The sequence below is a fragment of the Pseudomonas sp. GW821-FHT09C08 genome, from assembly GCF_059418125.1.
The window spans coordinates 91,225-111,222 of sequence record NZ_JBWKPG010000011.1; the positions used below are offsets into that span (position 1 = coordinate 91,225).

The following is a 19,998-nucleotide window of genomic DNA, read 5'->3' on the forward strand; positions in this document are numbered from 1 at the left end:
CTAGCGAGGCTGCGAAGGCGGCCGCATGGGCGATAGAGGCGTTGGCTGGCCCACCGCTTTCGCAGGCAAGCCAGCTCCCACATTTTGACCGTGGTTGTCAGGTAGAAAATGGCTCGCCACAGATCTTACAAGCAGCCCCGCGATCCCCTGTGGGAGTTGTCGAGCCCCAGCGAGGCTGCGAAAGCGGCCGCATGGGCGATAGAGGGGTTGGCTGGTCCACCGCTTTCGCAGGCAAGCCAGCTCCCACATTTTGACCGTGGTTGTCAGGTAGAAAATCGCTCGCCACAGATCTCACAGCCCACCCCGCGATCCCCTGTGGGAGTTGTCGAGCTCCAGCGAGGCTGCGAAAGCGGCCGCATGGGCGATAGAGGGGTTGGCTGACCCACCACCATCGCCGGCAAGCCGGTTCCTGCAGGGATGTGGGGTTATTGGAAGAGTACTTTCTGGCCTTCAGGCGAGGTAAGCATGCCGTCGCCGTTATGCCCAACGCCCGGCACTTCCACCAGTTTCTGGCTCAACTGCGGGTGCCGCTGCTTGAGGTAGTCAAAATAGTTGTGCCCGCGAATCAGGCGATACGCGCCTTGGGTCTCGGCGGCGCAGCTTTTATCCAGCGCCGGGTGGTTCGGGTCGGTGTCCTGCTGGCCCAGCAGGTAGGTGATGTTGCGTGACACGTAGGCCTGCTCAAGCTGCTCGGCGCTCTGGCCCTTGGCGTAATCCGGCAAGTTTTGCATGCCGTATTTCCAGTCGTTGAAGCCTGGGCAACTGGCGGTGTCGAACTTCACCGGACGTTGTGGCGTGAAGTACGCGTAGGACGATGGGTTGGCGACCACGTAACGCAGGCTGATGCCTTCGGTCTGCAGCATCGGGTGGTCGTGGCCGGTCAGGGCAAACCGCTGGACCACTTGGCCACCGCCGGAATGGCCGGCGACGACGATCTCTTTCAGCGCCGGAAACAGCTTGCGATTGCCCAGGTGCTTGATGATCTGGTCCAGGGCGCCGTAGGAACTGACCTGGCCTGGGCCGACGGAAGACTCGCCGGCCATCCAGTCGTTGCCGTTCCAGCGCAGCACCTGGTTGTCCAGGTGGTTGCGCTTGATGTCGGACTCATTCAGAAACTGCGGCGCAATCACCAGCGTGTTGGTCGCCTGGCCCGCGTGCTCGGCGGCGTCTTCACCGCTTTGCAGGTAGGTCTGCGCATTGCGCAGGCGGCCGTGCACGATGATCAACGCGCGAGTGACCTGGGGCAGCGGCTGGCGCCAGTCCTGGCTCAAGCCCAGGCTGAGGTCGCCGGCATCCAGGTGAAAACGATCGGGACTGACCACCTTGACCCCATGTTCTTTCTCGGCGGCCCAGGTGGATGAGGAACAGGTAATCAACAAGCCCAGCAGCAATCCCAATCGTTTATTCATCTAAAGACTCTTGGCGGTAAAAGTGTCGCATTGAGTGATCTGGCCCTGGGCAAAGCCGGTCTTGAACCAGCGAACCCGCTGCGCCGAGGTCCCGTGGGTAAACGAGTCCGGCACGACGCGCCCTTGACCCTGTTGCTGCAAACGGTCATCGCCGATGGCGTTGGCCGCATTCAGTGCTTCTTCAATATCGCCAGGCTCCAGCCAGTTCAGGCGCTTTTGCGCGCGGTTGGCCCAGACCCCGGCGAAACAGTCGGCCTGCAATTCCTGGCGCACCAGCAGGCCGCCATCGCCTTGCAGTTGCCGGCCCTGCTGGCGCGCGGCCTGGATCTTGGCCGAGATGCCGAGCAGCGTCTGCACGTGGTGCCCGACTTCGTGGGCGATCACGTAGGCCTGGGCGAAATCACCGGCGGCCTTGAAGCGTTGGGACATTTCCCGGAAGAAATCCAGGTCCAGGTACACCTGTTGGTCGGCCGGGCAATAGAACGGGCCGCTGGCCGAGGTGGCGCCACCGCAGGCCGAATTGACCCGACCACGGAACAGAATCAGTTTCGGATTCTTGTAGGCCAGGCCATTTTCCTGAAAGACCTGGGCCCAGGTGTCTTCGGTATCACCCAGCACCGCGCGCACAAAGTCCGCTTGCTCGTCGTTGGCCGGCGGTGCCTGGCGTGGCTGCGTGCTCACCGAGGGCGCCTGTTCCATCTGGCCGGTCAACTGGCCGAGGATCTGCAGCGGGTCCTGGCCGGTCAACCAACCGATGCCGACGATCAGCACAATTGCCGTCAGGCTCAGGCCCTTGCCGCCACCAAACCGCATGCCGCCACCGCCGCCGCCACTGTCATCGCGGGCATCCACCACGTTGTCGCTGCGTCGGCCTTTTTTCCATAGCATGGGGCAATCCTCTCGATGAACTCTGAAACAGTGTTGTTGGTGCGTGGGAATGGCGCCAGCCCGGCTGTCCGACAGGTTCGAGAGCTGCGTAGTATCGCTGCTCTCAGCCCGTGCTGGCAGGGGCGCCAGATGAAAGTTGTGTCAGGTTGGACGGCTCAATCGCGGCAGTAGCCTTCACCGCTATCAACCACCAGGCAGTCCTTTTTCTCCGCCAGCCATTTCAGCCCGGTGGCCTCGCCGTTGCCAGCGCGCAGCAGTTGCGGCCCGTCGGGGCGGGTGAAGGCGATGCCGTCTTCGGCGGCTTCACCTTTGAAGGTGCCGGAGTCGTCGGCGTCGAGGCCGTATTGCATGGTGAGGATGTAGTGACCACGGCCGACGCTGTCGTCCTTGGCGATGGTCAGGTTCAGGCCTTCGACGCCGATCCACTTGCCGACCCACTTATCGGTGGGCGGGGTTTCGGGCACCAGCGTGGCTTGCACAGACGGTGGCGCAGGCTTGGGTGCCTCCTTGGACTCCTGGTTGCAGGCGGTCAGCAGGGCGAGGGCAGAAAGAACAAAGAGGGTTTTTTTCATAGCAGCAAGGCCTTGGTTAAAAAGTGTGCAACGCAGGGGCTGAGGTGCAGCGTTGGACTCGAATCCCGTGATTTAGTGCGCTGTTCGCACGGTGTTTGGTTATGCTCTGGGGGCAGACGCATGCCCGGCTGCTAGATTACCGGGTTGAGTGCCACCGCGTTCAGCTCGCCACGCAAGAGAATTCAATGACTGTCAGCACCCCCCTTTCCGGCGTCAACCATCCTTTCAAAGGCATCCTGCTGATTGTGCTGGCGACGTTCCTGTTTTCCAGCCACGACGCGTTGTCCAAATACCTGGCCGGGTTCTACCCGATCGTGATGGTGGTGTGGGCGCGGTACCTGGTGCATACCGTGTTGATGGCCGGGATTTTCCTGCCGCAATCCGGCTTGCGCGTGCTGCGCAGCAAGCGGCCGGGGATGCAGGTGGTGCGGGCGTTGTGCCTGTTGGGCACGAGTTTGTTCTTCACTGCAGCGCTGCATTACATCCCGCTGGCGGAAGCCACGGCGGTGAACTTCCTCGCGCCGATCCTGGTGACCGCGCTCTCGGTGCCGCTGCTCGGCGAGCACGTGACCCGAGGCCAGTGGCTGGCGGTGATCTGCGGGTTTGTCGGGGTACTGATCATCATCCACCCCGGCGGCGAGCTGTTCACCCCGGCGGTGCTGCTGCCGCTGTGTTCGGCGCTGTTCTTCTGCTTTTACCAATTGCTCACGCGCATCCTCAGCCAATACGACACGCCCACCACCAGCAACTTCTTTGCCGGGCTGTGCAATACCCTGGTGATGAGTGCGCTGGTGCCGTTCTTCTGGCAGGTTCCGACGCTGTGGCATGGTGCGTTGATGCTGGCGCTGGGCACCTGCGGGATGACCGCCCACTTGATGCTGACCCAGGCGTTCCGCTTTGCGGCGCCGGCCTTGCTGGCGCCGTTCGGCTATTGCCAGATCGTCTTTGCGGGGTTGTTGGGCTGGCTGGTGTTCAGCCATACCCCCGATGTGACCACGGTGGTCGGCATCGGGGTGATCTGCATGAGCGGGTTGGCCGCTGCCTGGCAGCAGCGGCGCAGGTGATCAGACGTCTACGGTGGGAATCTTGCGCGGCGCCATGAAGTACATCCAGGTCAGCGCAATGAAGTACATCGCCGGGATCAGGGTGAACAACACCGTGTAGTTGTTGTTGGTCACCGTGAGGATATGCCCGACGATCTGGGTCATGAACATGCCGCCGATGGCCGCGCACATCCCGCCAAAGCCGAACACCGTGCTCATCATGTGCTTGGGCGTGTAGTCCATCACCAGGCTCCAGATATTCGCGGTCCAGGCCTGATGCGCGCCGATGGCCAGGGAGATGGCAAACACCGCGACCCACAGCTGGCTGGAGCCGGCCGCCATGATCACGCCGACGATGCAGCAGGCAAACAGCAGCATCGACAACAACCGCGCCTTGATCGAGTTCATCCCACGGCCGATCAGGAACGACGAGAGAATCCCCCCACCCACACTGCCGAAGTCGGCGGTCAGATAGATGATGATCAGCGGGATGCCCATCTGGGTCACGTTGATGCCCAGGTTGTATTGCTGGTTCAGGAACGGCGGCAGCCAATACAGGTAGAACCAGAACACCGGCGCGGTCATCGAGTAGGCGAGGGCGAAGGCCCAGGTGCCGCGCATGCGCAGGATGCGGCTGAACGGCACGCGCGGTTGTTCCGGCTCGACTTCCTGTTGCACGTAGTCCAGTTCGGACTGTTTAACCGTCGGATGGTCTTCCGGGTTGTAGTACTTCAAGCCCCAGAACAGCAGCCAGATCCCGCCGAGCGCCGACATGCACAGGAACGCCGCCTGCCAGCCCCACACGTGCAGGATCAACGGCAGCAACATCGGCGTCATCATCGCGCCGACGTTGGTGCCGGCGTTGAAGATGCCGGTGGCCACCGCGCGCTCGCCGGCCGGGAACCACAGGCGGGTGGTCTTGACGCAGGCCGGGTAGTTGGCGGCTTCGGTCAGCCCGAGGATAAAGCGGCAGACCATAAAGCCGACGGCCGAGGTCGCCAGGCCGTGGGCACCGGTGGCCAGGCTCCACAGCAGCACCGCGCAGAAGAACACGCGCTTCACGCCGACGCGGTCGATCAAGCGACCTTGCAGCACAAAGCCGATGGCGTAGCCGACCTGGAACCAGAAGTTGATATTGGCGTAGTCCATCGCCGTCCAGCTCATCTCCTTGGCGAGGATTGGCTGCATCACGCCCAGGGCGGCGCGATCGATGTAGTTGAGGGTGGTGGCGAAGAACACCAGGGCCAGCATGCCCCAGCGAGTTTTACCCACGGCCAGGGCGCCGCGAATCTTGTCGCCGATGCCGGCGTGCGGGTTGCCCGGGCGCGCGGCCAGGACGGAGTTTTGCGAAGGCATGAGGTCGTACCCGTTTTTTGAAATTTTTATGGTGTGTTCTGGGTCTTGATACGGAATCGATGGTGCGCAGCGGTTAAAAAATCGTCAATTCGTCAACAGCCATTGTGTTCGATAATCGCACTGAAAACTAACCGGTTCGTACATTTCAATTGCTGTGAACAGTTTAGCGGCGAATAATTTGCCGTAAATAAGACGAGCCTCAAATGCCGGGAGTCGCCCCATGCAACGCTCTATTGCCACCGTTTCCTTGAGCGGAACCCTGCCGGAAAAACTCGAAGCCATCGCGGCTGCCGGGTTTGATGGCGTAGAAATCTTCGAAAACGATCTGCTGTATTACGACGGCAGTCCTCGGGAAGTTAGGCAAATGTGTGCCGACCTGGGCATTGCCATCACCCTGTTCCAGCCGTTTCGCGACTTTGAAGGCTGCCGCCGCGACCGCCTGGCGCGCAACCTGGAGCGCGCCGAGCGCAAATTCGACTTGATGCAGGAACTGGGCACCGACCTGGTGCTGGTGTGCAGCAACGCCTCGGCCGATTGCGTCGGCGATGAACGCATCCTGCTGGATGACTTGAGCCTGCTGGCCGAACACGCTGGCCGGCGTGGCTTGCGCATCGGCTATGAAGCGCTGGCCTGGGGCAAGCATGTGAACACCTGGCAGCAGGTGTGGAACCTGGTCCGCCAGATTGATCACCCCAGCCTCGGCGTATTGCTCGACAGCTTTCACACCTTGTCGCTGAAGGGCGACCCGAGTGGCATCGCCGAGATTCCCGGCGACAAGATTTTCTTTGTACAGATGGCCGACGCGCCGATCCTGGCCATGGACGTGCTGGAGTGGAGCCGGCATTTCCGCTGCTTCCCCGGCCAAGGCGAATTCGACCTGGCGGGGTTTCTCGCACCGATCATAAAAAGCGGCTACACCGGGCCGTTGTCCCTGGAGATTTTCAACGACGGCTTCCGCGCCGCGCCCACTCGTGCGAATGCGGCGGATGGCTTGCGGTCGCTGCTGTACCTGGAGGAGAAGACCCGCCAGCGCCTGGCGCAGGAGCAACCTGCGGTGCCGGTGGAGATCCTTTTCGAAACCCCGGCGGCCAGCGAATACGACGGCATCGAGTTCCTCGAGTTTGCGGTGGATGAAAGCCTTGGCGCCAAGCTGACTCACTGGCTGGAGCGCCTGGGGTTCGTCAAGGCCGGCCAGCACCGGTCCAAGAGTGTCAGCCTGTTGCGCCAGGGTGATATCAACCTGATCCTCAACTGCGAGCCGTATTCCTTCGCGCATAACTTTTTCGAAGCCCATGGACCGTCGTTGTGTGCCACGGCGATTCGGGTCAAGGACAGCGCCAAGGCCCTGCAGCGGGCAGTGGCCTACAAGGGCCAGCCCTATCGCGGCCTCGTGGGCCCGAACGAGCTGGAACTGGCCGCCGTGCGCGCGCCGGATGGCAGCCTGATTTACCTGGTGGACCCGAGCGAGGGCGGTCTCTACGACACCGACTTCAACCTGCAACCGGCCACTGCCGCCAGCGGTGGCTTGCTGCGCATCGACCATATGGCCATGGCGCTGCCGGCCGACAGCCTCGACAGTTGGGTGCTGTTCTACAAGAGCCTGCTGGATTTCGAAGCCGATGACGAAGTGGTGCTGCCCGACCCGTATGGCTTGGTGAAAAGTCGCGCCCTGCGCAGCCGCTGCAGCTCGATTCGCCTGCCGCTGAATATTTCCGAGAACCGCAACACCGCGATTTCCCACGCCCTGTCGAGCTATCGCGGCTCGGGCGTGCACCACATTGCCTTCGACTGTGCGGACATTTTCGCCGAGGTACGCCGGGCGAAAGAGGCCGGGGTGCCGCTGCTGGATATTCCGCTGAACTATTACGACGACCTCGCGGCGCGTTTCGATTTTGACGACGAGTTCCTCAGCGAACTGGCGTACTACAACGTGCTGTACGACCGCGACGCGCAGGGCGGTGAGTTGTTTCACGTGTACACCGAACCGTTCGAGGGGCGGTTTTTCTTCGAGATCATCCAGCGCAAGAACGGCTATGCCGGCTATGGCGCGGCCAACGTGGCGGTGCGCCTGGCGGCGATGGCCAAATCGCGCAGCGGTGCAGTGCGTCAGGCACGCTTATGACGGCGGGCCAGGTGCTTCCTTCGGGGAGCGCCGCGGCCCATAATCACCGCCTGCATAACAATGGCCGTGAGCGCACCATGACCTCGAGTCCCGAACTCCCCGCGGTGTCAGACGCACCGCGCAAGAGTCGCAAGAACAATCCGGAAAAGACCCGCGAAAACATTCTCCAGGAAGCCATCGTCGAGTTTGTCCAGCAGGGCCTGTCCGGCGCTCGCGTGGATGCGATCGCCGAGCGCATCCACACCTCCAAACGCATGATCTATTACTACTTCGGCAGCAAGGAGCAGTTGTACGTCGAGGTGCTGGAGAAACTCTACGGCGATATCCGCAACACCGAAACGCGGATGAACCTCACCGCGCTGGAACCGCGCGAAGCAATCCGCCGACTGGTGGAGTTCACCTTTGATCACCACGACCAGAACGTGGATTTCGTGCGCATTGTCAGCATCGAAAACATCAACAACGCCGAATACGTGAAGCGCTCCGATTCGATCAAGGCGATGAACAGCAACATCCTCGAAGGGCTGGGCGCCACCTTGCAGCGCGGGGCTGAGTTGGGCGTGTTCCGCCAAGGGCTGAACCCGCTGGACGTGCATTTGCTGATCAACTCATTCAGCTTTTACCGCGTGTCCAATCGCCATACGTTCAGTGAGATTTTTCAGATCGAGCTGTCGGATGAGGCGATCAAGCAGCGGCATCGCGAGATGATTTGCGATTCGGTGATGCGGTACTTGCAGGCCTGAGTACGCGCGATATTCGGGAAGGAATGCAGTCCCTGTGGGGCTTGCTCGCGAAAGCGGTGGGTCAGTGGCTGCAGGGGGTGACTGATCTGGCGCCTTCGCGGGCAAGCCCGCTCCCACATTTGGAATGTATTTCAAGGTTGGAACCGGGTTGTACCGCCCGCTCAAATGCCGGTGCAGTACCCCGAATCCCAAGCCCGAACAGCGATCAAAACTGTGGGAGCGGGCTTGCTCGCGAAAGCGGTGGGTCAGTCGCTGCAGGAGGTGACTGATCTGGCGCCTTCGCGAGCAAGCCCGCTCCCACATTTGAAGTGTATTTCAAGGTTGGAGCCGAGTTGTGCCTCCCGCTCAGATGTCGGTGCAGCACCCCGAATCCCAAGCCCGAACGGCGATCAAAACTGTGGGAGCCGGGCTTGCCCGCGATGGCGGTGCGTCGGGTGGACAGCTATCGGCTGGCAAACCGCTATCGCCGGCAAGCCGGCTCCTACAGTTGGTCGTGTTTCGACAGTCAGCTATTCATGCGCTGAAAGTGCGCCAGCATGCGCTGCGCATTCGGCACCTCGCCGCTGAACAATTCAAACGCCTTGACCGCTTGAAACACTGCCATGTTGCCGCCATCCAGGGTGCGGCAACCCAAGGCGCGGGCGTCGCGCAGCAGCTCGGTTTCCAGGGGGAAATACACAATTTCCGCCACCCACAGTTGCGCTCGCAACAGCGCAGCGGGCACCGGTGTGCCCGGTAGCTTGGCCATGCCCATGGGCGTGGTGTTGACCAGGCCATCTGCTTCGGCCATGGCGTTTTCCAGGTCATGGCCGACTTGGGCGCGACCGGCGCCGAAGCGCTGCGTGAGGTTATCCACAAGGTCGCGGGCGCGGCTGGCGTCCACATCGAACACACTCAATTGCTCCACGCCTTCGGCCAGCAGCGCGTGGGCCACTGCCGCACCCGCGCCGCCTGCGCCCATTTGCACTACGCGCTGGCGGGCAACATCACTCAGGTTTCGCCGAAACCCTTCGGCAAAGCCCAGGCAGTCGGTGTTGTGGCCGATGCGTTTGCCGTCCTTGAACACCACCGTATTGACCGCTCCAATGCCGCGGGCCTCGTCGGATAATTCATCGAGCAAGGGCAGGATCGCCTGCTTGCACGGGTAGGTAATGTTCAGGCCGGTGAAATGCATCAGCTCGGCGGCATCGAGCAAGTCGGGCAGGGCGTTGAGGTCCAGCTTCAGCGGTTCCAGGTCGATCAGCCGATACAGGTAACGCAAGCCTTGGGCGTCACCTTCCTGCTCATGCAGGGCCGGCGTACGAGAAGCCTGGATGCCGGCGCCGATCAGGCCGGCGAGGATGCGCGATTTCATTGCGTCGATCCCTTCAGCAACTGGCTGAAATGCTCCAGGGCCAAGTGGTAGCCATGGCTGCCGAACCCGGCAAGCACGGCCTTGGCGATGGGCGACACAAACGAGTGATGCCGAAACGCCTCGCGCGCATGCACGTTGGATAAATGCACTTCGATCACCGGTACTTCACTGGCCACCAGCGCGTCGCGAATCGCCACTGACGTGTGGGTCCAGGCTGCCGGGTTGATCACGATCCCGGCGCAGCGGGCGCGGGCGCCGTGGATCCAGTCCAGCAGCTCGCCTTCGTGGTTGGTCTGGCGAAATTCGATTTTCAGCCCCAGTTGCTCAGCGCTGCGGCCGCACAGGGCGGCGACATCGGCGAGGGTTTCATGGCCGTAGGTGGTCGGCTCGCGGGTGCCGAGCAGGTTGAGGTTGGGGCCGTTGAGCACCAGCACGATGGGCGGCATAAGGGCTGTCTCCACACTTATTGTTAGTTGTGCGGATAAAATGTACTGGATGGTTAATTTGGTCAATTGATGGCAGCGGATGTGTTCGATTACCGAACCGTTAATCAGACCTTGAGGCGCGACGGATCAGATTAGATATCAATTGAAAATCATTCTCGACAACGCTTAAGATGCCCGCCTGTTTCCTTAACATTCCAGGGAGTCGGTTTGTCGGACGTGGATCTCAAAGGCCTGTTTCTCAAGCACGCCGATACCCTGCGCGGGTATCTGGCGCGCAAGGTACGGGACCCGCAGTTGGCCGCGGACCTGGTGCAGGAGAGCTTCCTGCGCCTGGCGGAAAAGCCGGCCGGCGAGCGCATCGACAACTCCCAGGGCTATCTCTATCGAACGGCGAGCAATCTGCTGATCGACCATATTCGCCAGGAAGCGCGGCGCAAGACAGACTCCGTGCCCCACGAGGCGCTGGCCGAGATTGAAGATGAAGTGGCCGGGTTGGAGGCTCAGGCAATGGCGCAGCAACAGCGACAGGCATTGAAGCAGGCACTGGCGGAGTTGCCGGAGCGCACCCAGCAGATTTTCCGCCTGAACCGCATCGAGGGCATGACCCACGCCCAGGTTGCCCGGCACCTGGACATCTCCGACAGCTCCGTGCAAAAGCATCTGGCCAAGGCCTTGGCCTACGTGATGCAGCGCCTGCAGGACGGCGAGGTGGCGCCATCCGACGAATGAATTACCGAAAAACGCCAGGTCAGTCGTCACAGCGTTATATAACGAAAAATTCGAGATTCACACGTGAATAGCCAGGGTCCGCAACAGCACAGCATTACCGAGGTGGCCGCCGAGTGGGCGGTGCGCCTGCACGCCGGTGCCCTGACCGACCAGGAGCAGGCCGAGCTGCGCCATTGGATCGCCTGTGACAGTCGCCACGAAGCGGCGCTGCGCTTTGCCGAGCAGACCTGGGCGGCGTTGGGCGAGGTGCATAAGGATGAGGCGGTACACCGTCAGCGGCCCCCTGCGGCGCTGCTGCCGGTGCGCCGCTCGGCGCGGCGAAGGCCGTGGCAGCGGGCGGCGGCCGTCGCGCTGGTCGTGGTGGCGGCGGGTGTCGGCTGGGTGCGCGGGCCGGATGCCTGGCTACGCCTGCAGGCCGACTATGTCACCCAGAAAGGCGAGGTGCGCACCGTGCACCTGGCCGATGGCAGCACGGTGGAACTGGATTCCGCCAGTGCCATTCGCCTGGATTACGACGGCGTGCAACGGCGCATCAGCCTGCTCCAGGGCTCGGCGATTTTCGATGTGGCGCCGATGGTCGGCAAGGAGACCCGGCCATTCGTGGTGCAAAGCGCCGGCGGGCAGACCCGCGCGCTGGGTACGCGGTTTGTGGTGGACCGCGAGGAGAGCAGCCAGGCCTGGGTGGGCGTGTTGCAGCACAGCGTTGCGGTGTCCTTGCAAGCCTCGCCGAAAAAAGGCCCCAGCGACCGTGTGCTCCAGGAAGGCCAGGCCGCGCGCTACAGCCCCCAGGAAGGCATCGTGCCCCTGGATCAGTTCGATGTAGAGCGCGCCACCAGTTGGCGTCGCGGCGTGTTGATCTTTGATCGCCAGCCCTTGGCCAAAGTCATCGAACAACTCAACCGCTACCGCCCGGGGCGCGTGGTGTTGACCAGTGCGGACCTGGGCGATCGCGAAGTCAGCGGGGTCTTCCGCCTCGACATGCTCGACACCGCCCTCGGTACCCTGACCCAGGAATTGCAAGTGCAACGCCTGGACCTGGCAGGCCTCAGCCTGATCTATTAACACCCCTGCTGGTGGTGGCGCCCGCGAGATCTTTCCCACGCCATCGCCGGCAAGCCGGCTCCTGCGCGTGTCTTTGCCTGCCAATCCCCCCTCATTTAAAAACTTTGAAAAAAATCTTACTGACTTCCTGCGCGTCGCACGTCTTGCTAGGTGAGAAGCATTCGCATAAACAAAAACGCTTACGCAGGGAAAAACACAAATGTCAGCACTCAACAAGGGGCGTATCACCGGTAGCCGGTTAGCCCTGGCCATTCACCTGGGCCTGCTCGCGGCAGCGGCGCCGGTGTTCGCCGCACAGCCGCAAGTGGCAGCGGCCCAGCCTGCAGTGCTGACGTTCAATATTCCCGCGCAATCGCTCGGCAGTGCGGTATTGGCCTTCGCCGATCAGGCCGGCCTGCAGGTGTTGTTCGACAGCCAGCGCCTGCAAGGCTTGAACAGCACCGCGCTGCAGGGCAGCTTCGGGGTGCAGGAAGGCCTCGGCCGCCTGCTCGGCGCCGCCCCGGTGGACTACCGCTTTACCGGCGAGCGCCAGGTCACCCTGACCCGCGTCGAGCAGCCGAGCACCCCGGCATTGTCGCTGGCAACCACCACCATCACCGGCCAGCACGCCCAGGATTGGGTGTACTCCTCGCCGCGCTCGGTCAGTGTGGTCGGGCGTGAACAGCTGGATCGCAACCCGCCGCGCCATGCCGCCGAAATGCTCGAGGAGGCGCCAGGCGTCTACTCGGCGGTCAGTCAGCAGGACCCTGGCCTGTCGGTGAATATTCGCGGGATCCAGGACTACGGCCGCGTCAACATGTCGGTCGACGGCATGCGCCAGAACTATCAGCAAAGTGGTCACCAGCAACGCAATGGCACCCTGTATGTCGACCCGGAGTTGTTGTCCGAAGTCGTCATCGAAAAGGGCGCTACCTCCACCATGGGCGGTGCGGGCGTGATTGGCGGGGTTGCCAATTTCCGTACCGTGGAGGCGGCTGATCTGCTCAAGGACGGCAAGGAAATCGGCGGGCGCATTCGTCTCACCACGGGGCTGGGCGGGCGCAGCAACGGCACGCACTTTATCGGCAGCTCGGCGTTTGCCGTGGGGACCGACGTGTGGGACATGCTGGTGGCCGCCAGTGAGCGCCACCTCGGTGATTACAAACCTGGCACCCAAGGCAGCATCGGCGATCTGCGCACCGGCAGCTCCTTCCTGCCGAACAGTCAGGAACGGATCAAGAACACCCCCGTCGCTTATTCGGGCTCGGTGATGCGTTCGCGCCTGCTCAAGCTCGGTATCAATCTGCCGGTGGACCAGCGCTTGCAACTGAGCTATCTGACCACCGAGGTTGGCTACGATGATGTGAACATGATGACCGCCGAGAAAGCCCAGTTATGGGAAAAGCTTGGCAGCAGCAATGTCACGGCGCAGAACTTCGCGCTGGACTACAGCTACACGCCGGACAACCCGCTGATCGATTTCAAGGCCAAGCTCTACTACGTCGATACCCGCAATGACCAGAGCACCCTGACCCGTGGCAGCAGCAAGGGGTACGAGGTCACCTACCAGACCAACACCTACGGTTTGCAGGCCCAGAACATCTCGACCTTTGCCTTGGGCGAGCTGTCCGTGCTCAAGGCCAACTATGGGCTGGAGTTCTTCTACGACAAAGTCCGCCCGGACTCCAACCAAATGGTGGAGGCAGGCTCGGCGGTGACCGCTTCTGCGGCGGAAAGCATCACCCCCGAGGGGGACCGGGCACTCGGCAGCCTGTTCGCGCGCCTGGATTACGACTATGACAACTGGCTGAGCCTCAATGCCGGCTTGCGTTACGACCGCTATCGGCTGCGCGGCGAAACCGGCTTGAACACGCGTACCTTCATTATTGGCACCACCCGGCAGGTCGGCTTGCCCATGACCTACGACGTGGACCGGGAAGAGGGGCATTTCTCGCCGACCTTCGGCCTGTCGATCAAGCCTGGCGTGGATTGGTTGCAACTCTTCGCCACGTACGGCAAGGGCTGGCGCCCGCCGGCAGTCACCGAAAGTCTGGTCAGCGGCCGGCCCCATGGCGGGGGCTCGGAGTCGATTTTCCCCAACCCCTTCTTGAAACCGGAGACGTCCACCGCCTGGGAAGTCGGCTTCAACGTGCTGAAGGAAGACTTGGTGTTCGCCGATGACCGCGTGGGCATGAAGGTGTCCTACTTCAACACCCGCGTCGACGACTTTTCCTACATGGCCCTGGGCGTGCAGCCGCCCGGTTATGGCATCGCCAATATCGGCAATGCGGCGTATGTGAACAACCTGGAGACCACGCGTTTTCGCGGTCTCGAATACCAGTTGGATTACGACGCCGGGTTTGCCTATGGCCAGTTCAACTACACACGCATGCTCGGCAGCAACAAGTTCTGCAGCAAGACCGCATGGCTGGGCGGTGTCACCAAGATCCAGAAAGGCCCGGGTAGCCGTGCGCCTGTAGACGCGATGGTGCCGGACGACGTGGCCAATGCGGGGCAGAGCTGCAGCGCAATCCTGGGCTCCTCCGAACATATGCCGATGGACCGCGGCACCGCGACGCTGGGTGCGCGCTTCTTCGAGCGCAAATTGGATGTGGGCGTTCGCGCCCGCTACAGCGGCGGTTACTACGTAAAAGGCGGCGTCGGCGTGACCACGTCGCAAACCGGCGTTTATCCGGCCGACTGGAAGCCCTACACCGTCTACGACCTTTACAGCAGCTACCGCGCCACCGACCAACTGACCCTGCGACTGGCCATGGAAAACGTCACCGACCGCGCCTATCTGGTGCCGCTGGGCGACGTGTTGGCCTTTACCCTCGGGCGTGGGCGCACGTTGCAGGGCACCGTTGAATACCAGTTCTGACCGATTTTGCCCACTGACGGGCAAAACCACAGCAGGCACTGGCTTGCTGTGGAGATACCACCCCATGACTTGGAGTTTTGCATGAGCATTTCTATTTCATACAGCACAACCTATGCCGCCAACACGGTTGCCGAGTACCTGAGCGACTGGTCCGCTTACTTTGGTGACCTGAACCACCGTGAAGGTTCGGTCAAAGAGGGTTCGAACACCGGTGGTTTCAATCCTGGTCCGTTCGACGGCACCCAATATGGTGTGTCGAGCACGGTCAGCAACGCGGCGGTGGTCGCCAACGGTGACCTGCACTACACCTTGTTCAACCCGCCGTCGCACACCCTGTGGGGTTCGATCGACTCCCTGAACCTGGGCACTATCCTGTCGGGCGGCGCCAGCAGCGGTGGCTACACCCTCACCGAGCAGGAAGTCAGCTTCACCAACCTGGGCCTGTCGAGCCTGCAGTCCGAGGGCCGTGACGGCCAGGTGCACCAGATCATCTACGGCCTGATGAGCGGCGACAGCACGGCACTGGCCTCGGCGATCGACTCCCTGCTCAAGGACATCGACCCAAGCCTGTCGGTCAACTCCACCTTCGATCAACTGGCGGCTGCCGGTGTTGCTCATGTCGACTCGGCGTCGGTCGCCGCTGCCGATGTGGCGCTGGTGGGCGTTCAGGATGTGCCTCAGGACTTCGCCCTGGCAGCCTGATGCCATGAAAAAAGCGAATGGAAGATCGCTCTCCCATTCGCCGCATTACACCGCTGTCGCCAAGCCTTCTAACTCTTCAAGCGACGGCGGTGCCGAATTCTGCGCAGCGTCGCATGGCCTGTCAACGCAACGACGCTGCCCGCTCAACCCTTTGAGAATCCCCAGATGCGCCACGCCGGCAACGAAACCCTGGCCGCCCTCGCGGCTTATAAAAGTGGCTTCTTCAACATCGGCCTGTTCTCGGCGGTGATCAACCTGCTGATGCTGGCCCCGGCGCTGTACATGCTGCAGGTGTACGACCGGGTGCTGGCCTCGGGCAATCAGATGACCCTGCTCATGCTGACGCTGATGATCCTCGGCCTGTTCGGCCTGATGGGCGCATTGGAGTGGGTGCGTAGCCAGGTGGTGATCCGCCTCGGCACGCAGATGGACATGCGCCTGAACCAGCGGGTGTACGACGCCGCGTTCGAAGCGCAACTCAAGGGCGGCACCCAGGCGGCGGGGCAGGCGCTGCATGACCTGACCACCCTGCGCCAGTTCGCCACTGGCCAGGCGCTGTTCGCGTTTTTCGATGCGCCGTGGTTTCCGGTGTACCTGCTGGTGATTTTCCTGTTCCACCCCTGGCTCGGCCTGCTGGCCCTGGGCGGTGCGGTGATGCTGATCGCGCTGGCCTGGCTCAACCACCGCGTCAGCCAGGCGCCAATGGCCCTGGCCAGCCAACTGTCGATCAGCGCCAGCCAGCAGGCCACGGCGAACCTGCGCAATGCCGACACCATCGAGGCCATGGGCATGCTCGCCACCTTGCGCGGGCGTTGGTTCCGCCAGCACCAGGCGTTTCTTGCGCAGCAGAACCTGGCCAGTGAAAAGACCGCGGCCGTCACGGCCTGGTCCAAGGGCGTGCGCCTGGCGTTGCAGTCGCTGGTGCTGGGCCTCGGCGCGTTGCTGGCGGTGCAGGGCGAGATCACGCCGGGAATGATGATTGCCGGGTCGATCCTGATGGGCCGCGTGCTGAGCCCCATCGACCAACTGATTGGCGTCTGGAAGCAATGGGGCTCGGCGCGCCTGGCCTACGAGCGCCTGTCGCAGATGCTTGAGGCCAACCCGGCGCGCCCCGAGCGCATGAGCTTGCCGGTGCCCAAGGGGCAACTGAGTGTCGAGCAGATCAGCGCCTGCGCTCCAGGCAGTCGGCGCCCGGCGCTGGCCAACCTCGGCTTCAACCTGCCGGCAGGCGAAGTGCTCGGCGTGATCGGCCCGTCGGGGTGCGGCAAGTCCACCCTGGCGCGGGTGCTGGTGGGGGCCTGGGCGCCGCTGGCCGGCAAGGTGCGGCTGGACGGCGCCGACCTGAGTCACTGGGACAAGCAGCAACTGGGTCCGCACATCGGTTACCTGCCCCAGGACATCCAGCTGTTCGCTGGCAGCATCGCGCAAAACATCGCGCGCTTTGAGGCGGTGGACGCCGACAAAGTCCTCGCCGCCGCACAAATGGCGGGCGTGCATGACTTGATCCTGCAACTGCCCCAGGGCTACGACACCCCACTGGGGGAGGGCGGTGCCGGCCTGTCCGGTGGCCAGAAACAGCGAGTGGCCCTGGCCCGCGCGCTGTACGGCTTGCCCGCGCTGATCGTGCTGGATGAGCCCAACGCCAATCTCGACGAGGTGGGCGAGCAGGCCCTGCTGCAGGCGATCACCCAGCTCAAGCAGCAGCGCCGCACGCTGATCCTGATTACCCACAAACCCAACGTGCTGACGCTGACCGACCAGTTGCTGATCCTCAAGGACGGCCAGTTGCAAGCCTTTGGCCCGACGGCGCGGGTGCTGGAGGCGCGGCAGAAACCCGCGGCGCCCAAGCCGGTGTCGACCATGAGCATGAGTTACCGCCTCGGTGAAGGAAAACAGGCATGAGCAGCAGTAAACCGGTGTTGGTCAGTGATCAGCCGAACAATGTGCTGGCGCTGGATGACAAAAAATACTCGCGCCTGGGCTGGTGGCTGGTGCTGGGTGGCTTCGCCGGCTTCCTCGGTTGGGCGGCATTGGCGCCGTTGGACAAGGGCGTGGCGGTGCCGGGCAAGGTCATGGTCTCGGGCCATCGCAAGACGGTGCAGCATCCGGCGGGCGGTATCGTCGAGCGCATCGAAGTGCGCGACGGTGACGTGGTCAACGCCGGCCAGGTGCTGCTGCGTTTGAAGGAAACCCCGTTGCGTGGGCAGATGCAGTCCCTGCGCAGCCAGTACCTTGCGTCCCTGGCCAGCGAAGCGCGCTTGAGTGCGGAAAGCGAAGGGTTGGCGGCGGTCACCTTTGGCCCCGAGCTGCTTGACGATCCCGAGGCTGCCAACACCCTGAACCTGCAACGCCAGCTGTTCAGCAGTCGCGCCCAGGCGCTGGCGACCGAGCAGCAAGGCCTGCGCGAAACCATCGCCGGGATCGAGGCGCAGCTACGTGGCACGCGCGACTCGCAGGCCAGCAAGGTCCAGCAACGTGCAGCGCTGAGCGAGCAACTGCAGGGCCTGCGCGAGTTGGCGCGCGACGGTTACATCCCGCGCAATCGCCTGCTCGACAGCGAGCGCCTGTATGCCCAGATCGACGGCACCATCGCCGAGGACTACGGCCGTATTGGCCAATTGCAGCGCCAGGTCCTGGAGCTGCGCCTGCGCATCCGCCAGCTCGGTGAAGACTTCCAGAAAGACCTGCGCGGCCAATTGGCCGATACCCGTACTCGCAGTGATGACCTGCGCAATCGCCTGGCCTCGGCCGAGTTTGAGCTGGCCAACAGCCTGGTGCGTGCGCCCGCGAGCGGTGTGGTGGTCGGCCTGGATGTGTTTACCGAAGGCGGGGTGATCAAGCCTGGCCAGGCATTGATGGACATCGTGCCCCAGGGCGAGCCGCTGCTGGTGGAGGCGCGAGTGCCGGTGCAGATAGTCGACAAGGTGCACCCCGGCTTGCCGGTGGAGTTGATGTTCTCGGCCTTCAACCAATCCACCACGCCACGGGTGGCCGGCGAGGTCACGCTGGTGTCGGCGGATCGCCAGGTCGATGAGCGCACCGACGAGCCTTACTACACGCTGCGCGCGCAGGTCAGCGCGGCCGGCATGCAGCAACTGGACGGCGTGCAGATCCGCCCCGGCATGCCGGTGGAAACCTTCGTCAAGACCGGTGAGCGCTCGATGCTCAACTACCTGTTCAAACCGTTGCTGGATCGCACCCACATGGCGCTGGTGGAAGAATGAAGGCGTTGTTGTTCACCCTGTGTTTCAGTTGCGCACCGGCGGCGCAGGCCCTGGGTTTGTTGGATGCCTACGACCTGGCCCTGCGCAATGACCCGACCTTCCAGGCCGCGATCCAGGAGCGCGAGGCCGGCGAGGAGAATCGTGCGATCAGCCGCGCCGGGCTGCTGCCGAACCTGTCCTGGAGCTATAACAATTCGCGCAATGAATCCGAAGTGACCCAGAGCACCGCGGTGGGCAATGTCACCAGCGACCGCGATTACCGCAGCTATGCGTCGACCCTGACCTTGCAGCAACCGCTGCTGGATTACGAAGCCTATGCGCGCTTTCGCCAGGGAACTGCCCAGGCGCTGATGGCCGATGAACGGTTTCGCGGCAAGAGCCAGGAACTCGCGGTGCGCGTACTCAGTGCCTACAGCCAGGCGTTGCTGGCCCAGGAGCGTATCGAGCTGAGCCGCGCACAGAAGCGCGCGTTTGCCGAACGCCTGCAACTCAATGATCGCCTGCTCAAGGGCGGGGAAGGCACGCGCACCGACGTGCTGGAAACCCAGGCCCGCCTGAGCCTGGCCCAGGCCGAGGAAATCGAGGCGCTGGACACCCAGGACAGTGCCCTGCGCGAGCTGGAAGCCATCGTCGGCCAACCGTTGCAGATCGAAGAACTGGCACCGCTGGCTCGCCAGTTTGCGATTCCGCCGCTGGAGCCCAACCGTTTCGACACCTGGCGCGAACTGGCGATGGCCAACAACCCGGAGCTGAAGTCCCAGCACCACGCGTTGGACGTTGCCGAATATGAAGTAGAGCGTAAACGCGCCGGCCACATGCCCAAGGTCAGCCTCTACGCCAGCAGCCGCCAGACTAGCTCCGACTCCGAAAGCAGCTACAACCAGAAGTACGACACCAACAGTGTCGGTATCCAGGTCAGCCTGCCGCTGTTCGCCGGTGGCGGCGTGTCGGCGTCCACCCGCCAGGCGGCGCACCAACTGTCCCAGGCCCAATACGAACTGGATGCGCAAACCTCGGCGACCCTGGTGGAGCTGCGCAAGCAATTCAACCTCAACACCAGCGGCGCGGCGAAAGTGCGTGCCTACGAAATGGCCGTCAGCTCCGCCACCGCCTTGGTCACCGCGACCCAAAAGAGCGTCAGCGGCGGCGAGCGCGTCAACCTCGACGTGCTCGACGCCGAACAACAGCTTTACACCGCCCGCCGCGACCTGGCGAACGCGCGGCATGCGTATCTGCTGGCGCGGATTCAATTGAAGTATTACGCAGGGTTGCTTAACGAGCAGGACTTGCAGGCGTTGGCAGGGTATTTCCAGCCGCCACCTTTGCCTTGAAATGCAAGCCCCTGTGGAAGCGGGCTTGCTCGCGAAGGCGTTGTGTCAGTCAACCCATATACCGACTGACCCTCCGCCTTCGCAGGCAAGCTGAACTGGCCTAATGATTTTGGACACCTCAATCGGGCGCTATGATGGCGTCCAAATCTGAGGTGTT

Annotated in this window: 16 protein-coding genes; 10 read left to right on the forward strand and 6 right to left on the reverse strand. The window is 62.8% G+C overall.

The genetic code is table 11. The features are described 5' to 3' along the window. Positions 1-425 precede the first annotated feature (425 nt). The 3 genes from AC07OJ_RS27575 to AC07OJ_RS27585 all read right to left on the reverse strand — a co-directional run bounded on the left by AC07OJ_RS27575 (position 426) and on the right by AC07OJ_RS27585 (position 2,869). The gene (locus tag AC07OJ_RS27575) at positions 426-1,409 is read right to left on the reverse strand and encodes an alpha/beta hydrolase (protein WP_495095584.1); all 984 of its coding nucleotides are present in this window, start codon (positions 1,407-1,409) and stop codon (positions 426-428) included. Then, a complete protein-coding gene (ypfJ, locus tag AC07OJ_RS27580; protein WP_065910147.1) occupies positions 1,410-2,297 on the reverse strand; it encodes a KPN_02809 family neutral zinc metallopeptidase in 888 nt (295 codons plus the stop codon). Between the two features lie 155 nt (positions 2,298-2,452). Then, positions 2,453-2,869, reverse strand: a complete 417-nt coding sequence (locus AC07OJ_RS27585; RefSeq protein ID WP_495095585.1) for a membrane lipoprotein lipid attachment site-containing protein — start codon at positions 2,867-2,869, stop codon at positions 2,453-2,455. A 185-nt stretch (positions 2,870-3,054) separates the two neighbouring features. Here AC07OJ_RS27585 and AC07OJ_RS27590 point away from each other — a divergent pair, with 185 nt between their 5' ends. After that, on the forward strand, positions 3,055-3,933 hold the full coding sequence (locus tag AC07OJ_RS27590) for a DMT family transporter (protein WP_065910150.1): 879 nt from the start codon (positions 3,055-3,057) through the stop codon (positions 3,931-3,933). On the opposite strand, the gene AC07OJ_RS27595 is transcribed toward AC07OJ_RS27590, so the two are convergent. Next, positions 3,934-5,268: an MFS transporter gene (locus tag AC07OJ_RS27595; RefSeq protein WP_065910151.1), complete on the reverse strand. Its 1,335-nt coding sequence runs from the start codon at positions 5,266-5,268 to the stop codon at positions 3,934-3,936. Between the two features lie 220 nt (positions 5,269-5,488). Between AC07OJ_RS27595 and quiC the strand changes: the two genes are divergently transcribed. Together quiC and AC07OJ_RS27605 are read left to right on the forward strand one after the other, a co-directional pair. Further along, positions 5,489-7,390: a 3-dehydroshikimate dehydratase QuiC gene (quiC, locus tag AC07OJ_RS27600; protein ID WP_106802562.1), complete on the forward strand. Its 1,902-nt coding sequence runs from the start codon at positions 5,489-5,491 to the stop codon at positions 7,388-7,390. Positions 7,391-7,467: 77 nt separating this feature from the next. Then, positions 7,468-8,133, forward strand: a complete 666-nt coding sequence (locus AC07OJ_RS27605) for a TetR/AcrR family transcriptional regulator (RefSeq protein ID WP_065910346.1) — start codon at positions 7,468-7,470, stop codon at positions 8,131-8,133. A gap of 505 nt (positions 8,134-8,638) precedes the next feature. On the opposite strand, the gene AC07OJ_RS27610 is transcribed toward AC07OJ_RS27605, so the two are convergent. Beyond that, positions 8,639-9,487, reverse strand: coding sequence for a shikimate dehydrogenase (locus AC07OJ_RS27610; RefSeq protein ID WP_495095586.1), 849 nt, complete (start codon positions 9,485-9,487; stop codon positions 8,639-8,641). Beyond that, positions 9,484-9,933, reverse strand: a complete 450-nt coding sequence (gene aroQ / locus AC07OJ_RS27615) for a type II 3-dehydroquinate dehydratase (protein WP_065910157.1) — start codon at positions 9,931-9,933, stop codon at positions 9,484-9,486. The genes AC07OJ_RS27610 and aroQ overlap by 4 nt, the downstream gene beginning before the upstream one ends. 207 nt (positions 9,934-10,140) lie before the next feature. Between aroQ and AC07OJ_RS27620 the strand changes: the two genes are divergently transcribed. From AC07OJ_RS27620 to AC07OJ_RS27650, 7 genes are all read left to right on the forward strand, one after another. Further along, positions 10,141-10,662, forward strand: a complete 522-nt coding sequence (locus AC07OJ_RS27620; RefSeq protein WP_028618031.1) for an RNA polymerase sigma factor — start codon at positions 10,141-10,143, stop codon at positions 10,660-10,662. Between the two features lie 63 nt (positions 10,663-10,725). Then, positions 10,726-11,724 carry a FecR family protein gene (locus AC07OJ_RS27625; protein WP_495095587.1) on the forward strand — a complete coding sequence of 333 codons (999 nt, stop codon included), beginning with the start codon at positions 10,726-10,728 and terminating at the stop codon, positions 11,722-11,724. Positions 11,725-11,923: 199 nt separating this feature from the next. Further along, positions 11,924-14,584 carry a TonB-dependent receptor gene (locus AC07OJ_RS27630; RefSeq protein ID WP_495095588.1) on the forward strand — a complete coding sequence of 887 codons (2,661 nt, stop codon included), beginning with the start codon at positions 11,924-11,926 and terminating at the stop codon, positions 14,582-14,584. An 81-nt stretch (positions 14,585-14,665) separates the two neighbouring features. Then, positions 14,666-15,286 (forward strand): heme acquisition protein HasA, encoded by a 621-nt coding sequence (locus tag AC07OJ_RS27635; protein ID WP_065910164.1) that lies wholly within the window; start codon positions 14,666-14,668, stop codon positions 15,284-15,286. A gap of 165 nt (positions 15,287-15,451) precedes the next feature. Then, positions 15,452-17,188, forward strand: a complete 1,737-nt coding sequence (locus AC07OJ_RS27640) for a type I secretion system permease/ATPase (RefSeq protein ID WP_065910165.1) — start codon at positions 15,452-15,454, stop codon at positions 17,186-17,188. Further along, positions 17,185-18,510, forward strand: coding sequence for an HlyD family type I secretion periplasmic adaptor subunit (locus AC07OJ_RS27645; protein ID WP_495095589.1), 1,326 nt, complete (start codon positions 17,185-17,187; stop codon positions 18,508-18,510). The genes AC07OJ_RS27640 and AC07OJ_RS27645 overlap by 4 nt, the downstream gene beginning before the upstream one ends. Beyond that, positions 18,507-19,841, forward strand: a complete 1,335-nt coding sequence (locus AC07OJ_RS27650) for a TolC family outer membrane protein (protein WP_106802571.1) — start codon at positions 18,507-18,509, stop codon at positions 19,839-19,841. Before AC07OJ_RS27645 ends, AC07OJ_RS27650 begins: the two co-directional genes overlap by 4 nt. Positions 19,842-19,998 lie beyond the last annotated feature (157 nt).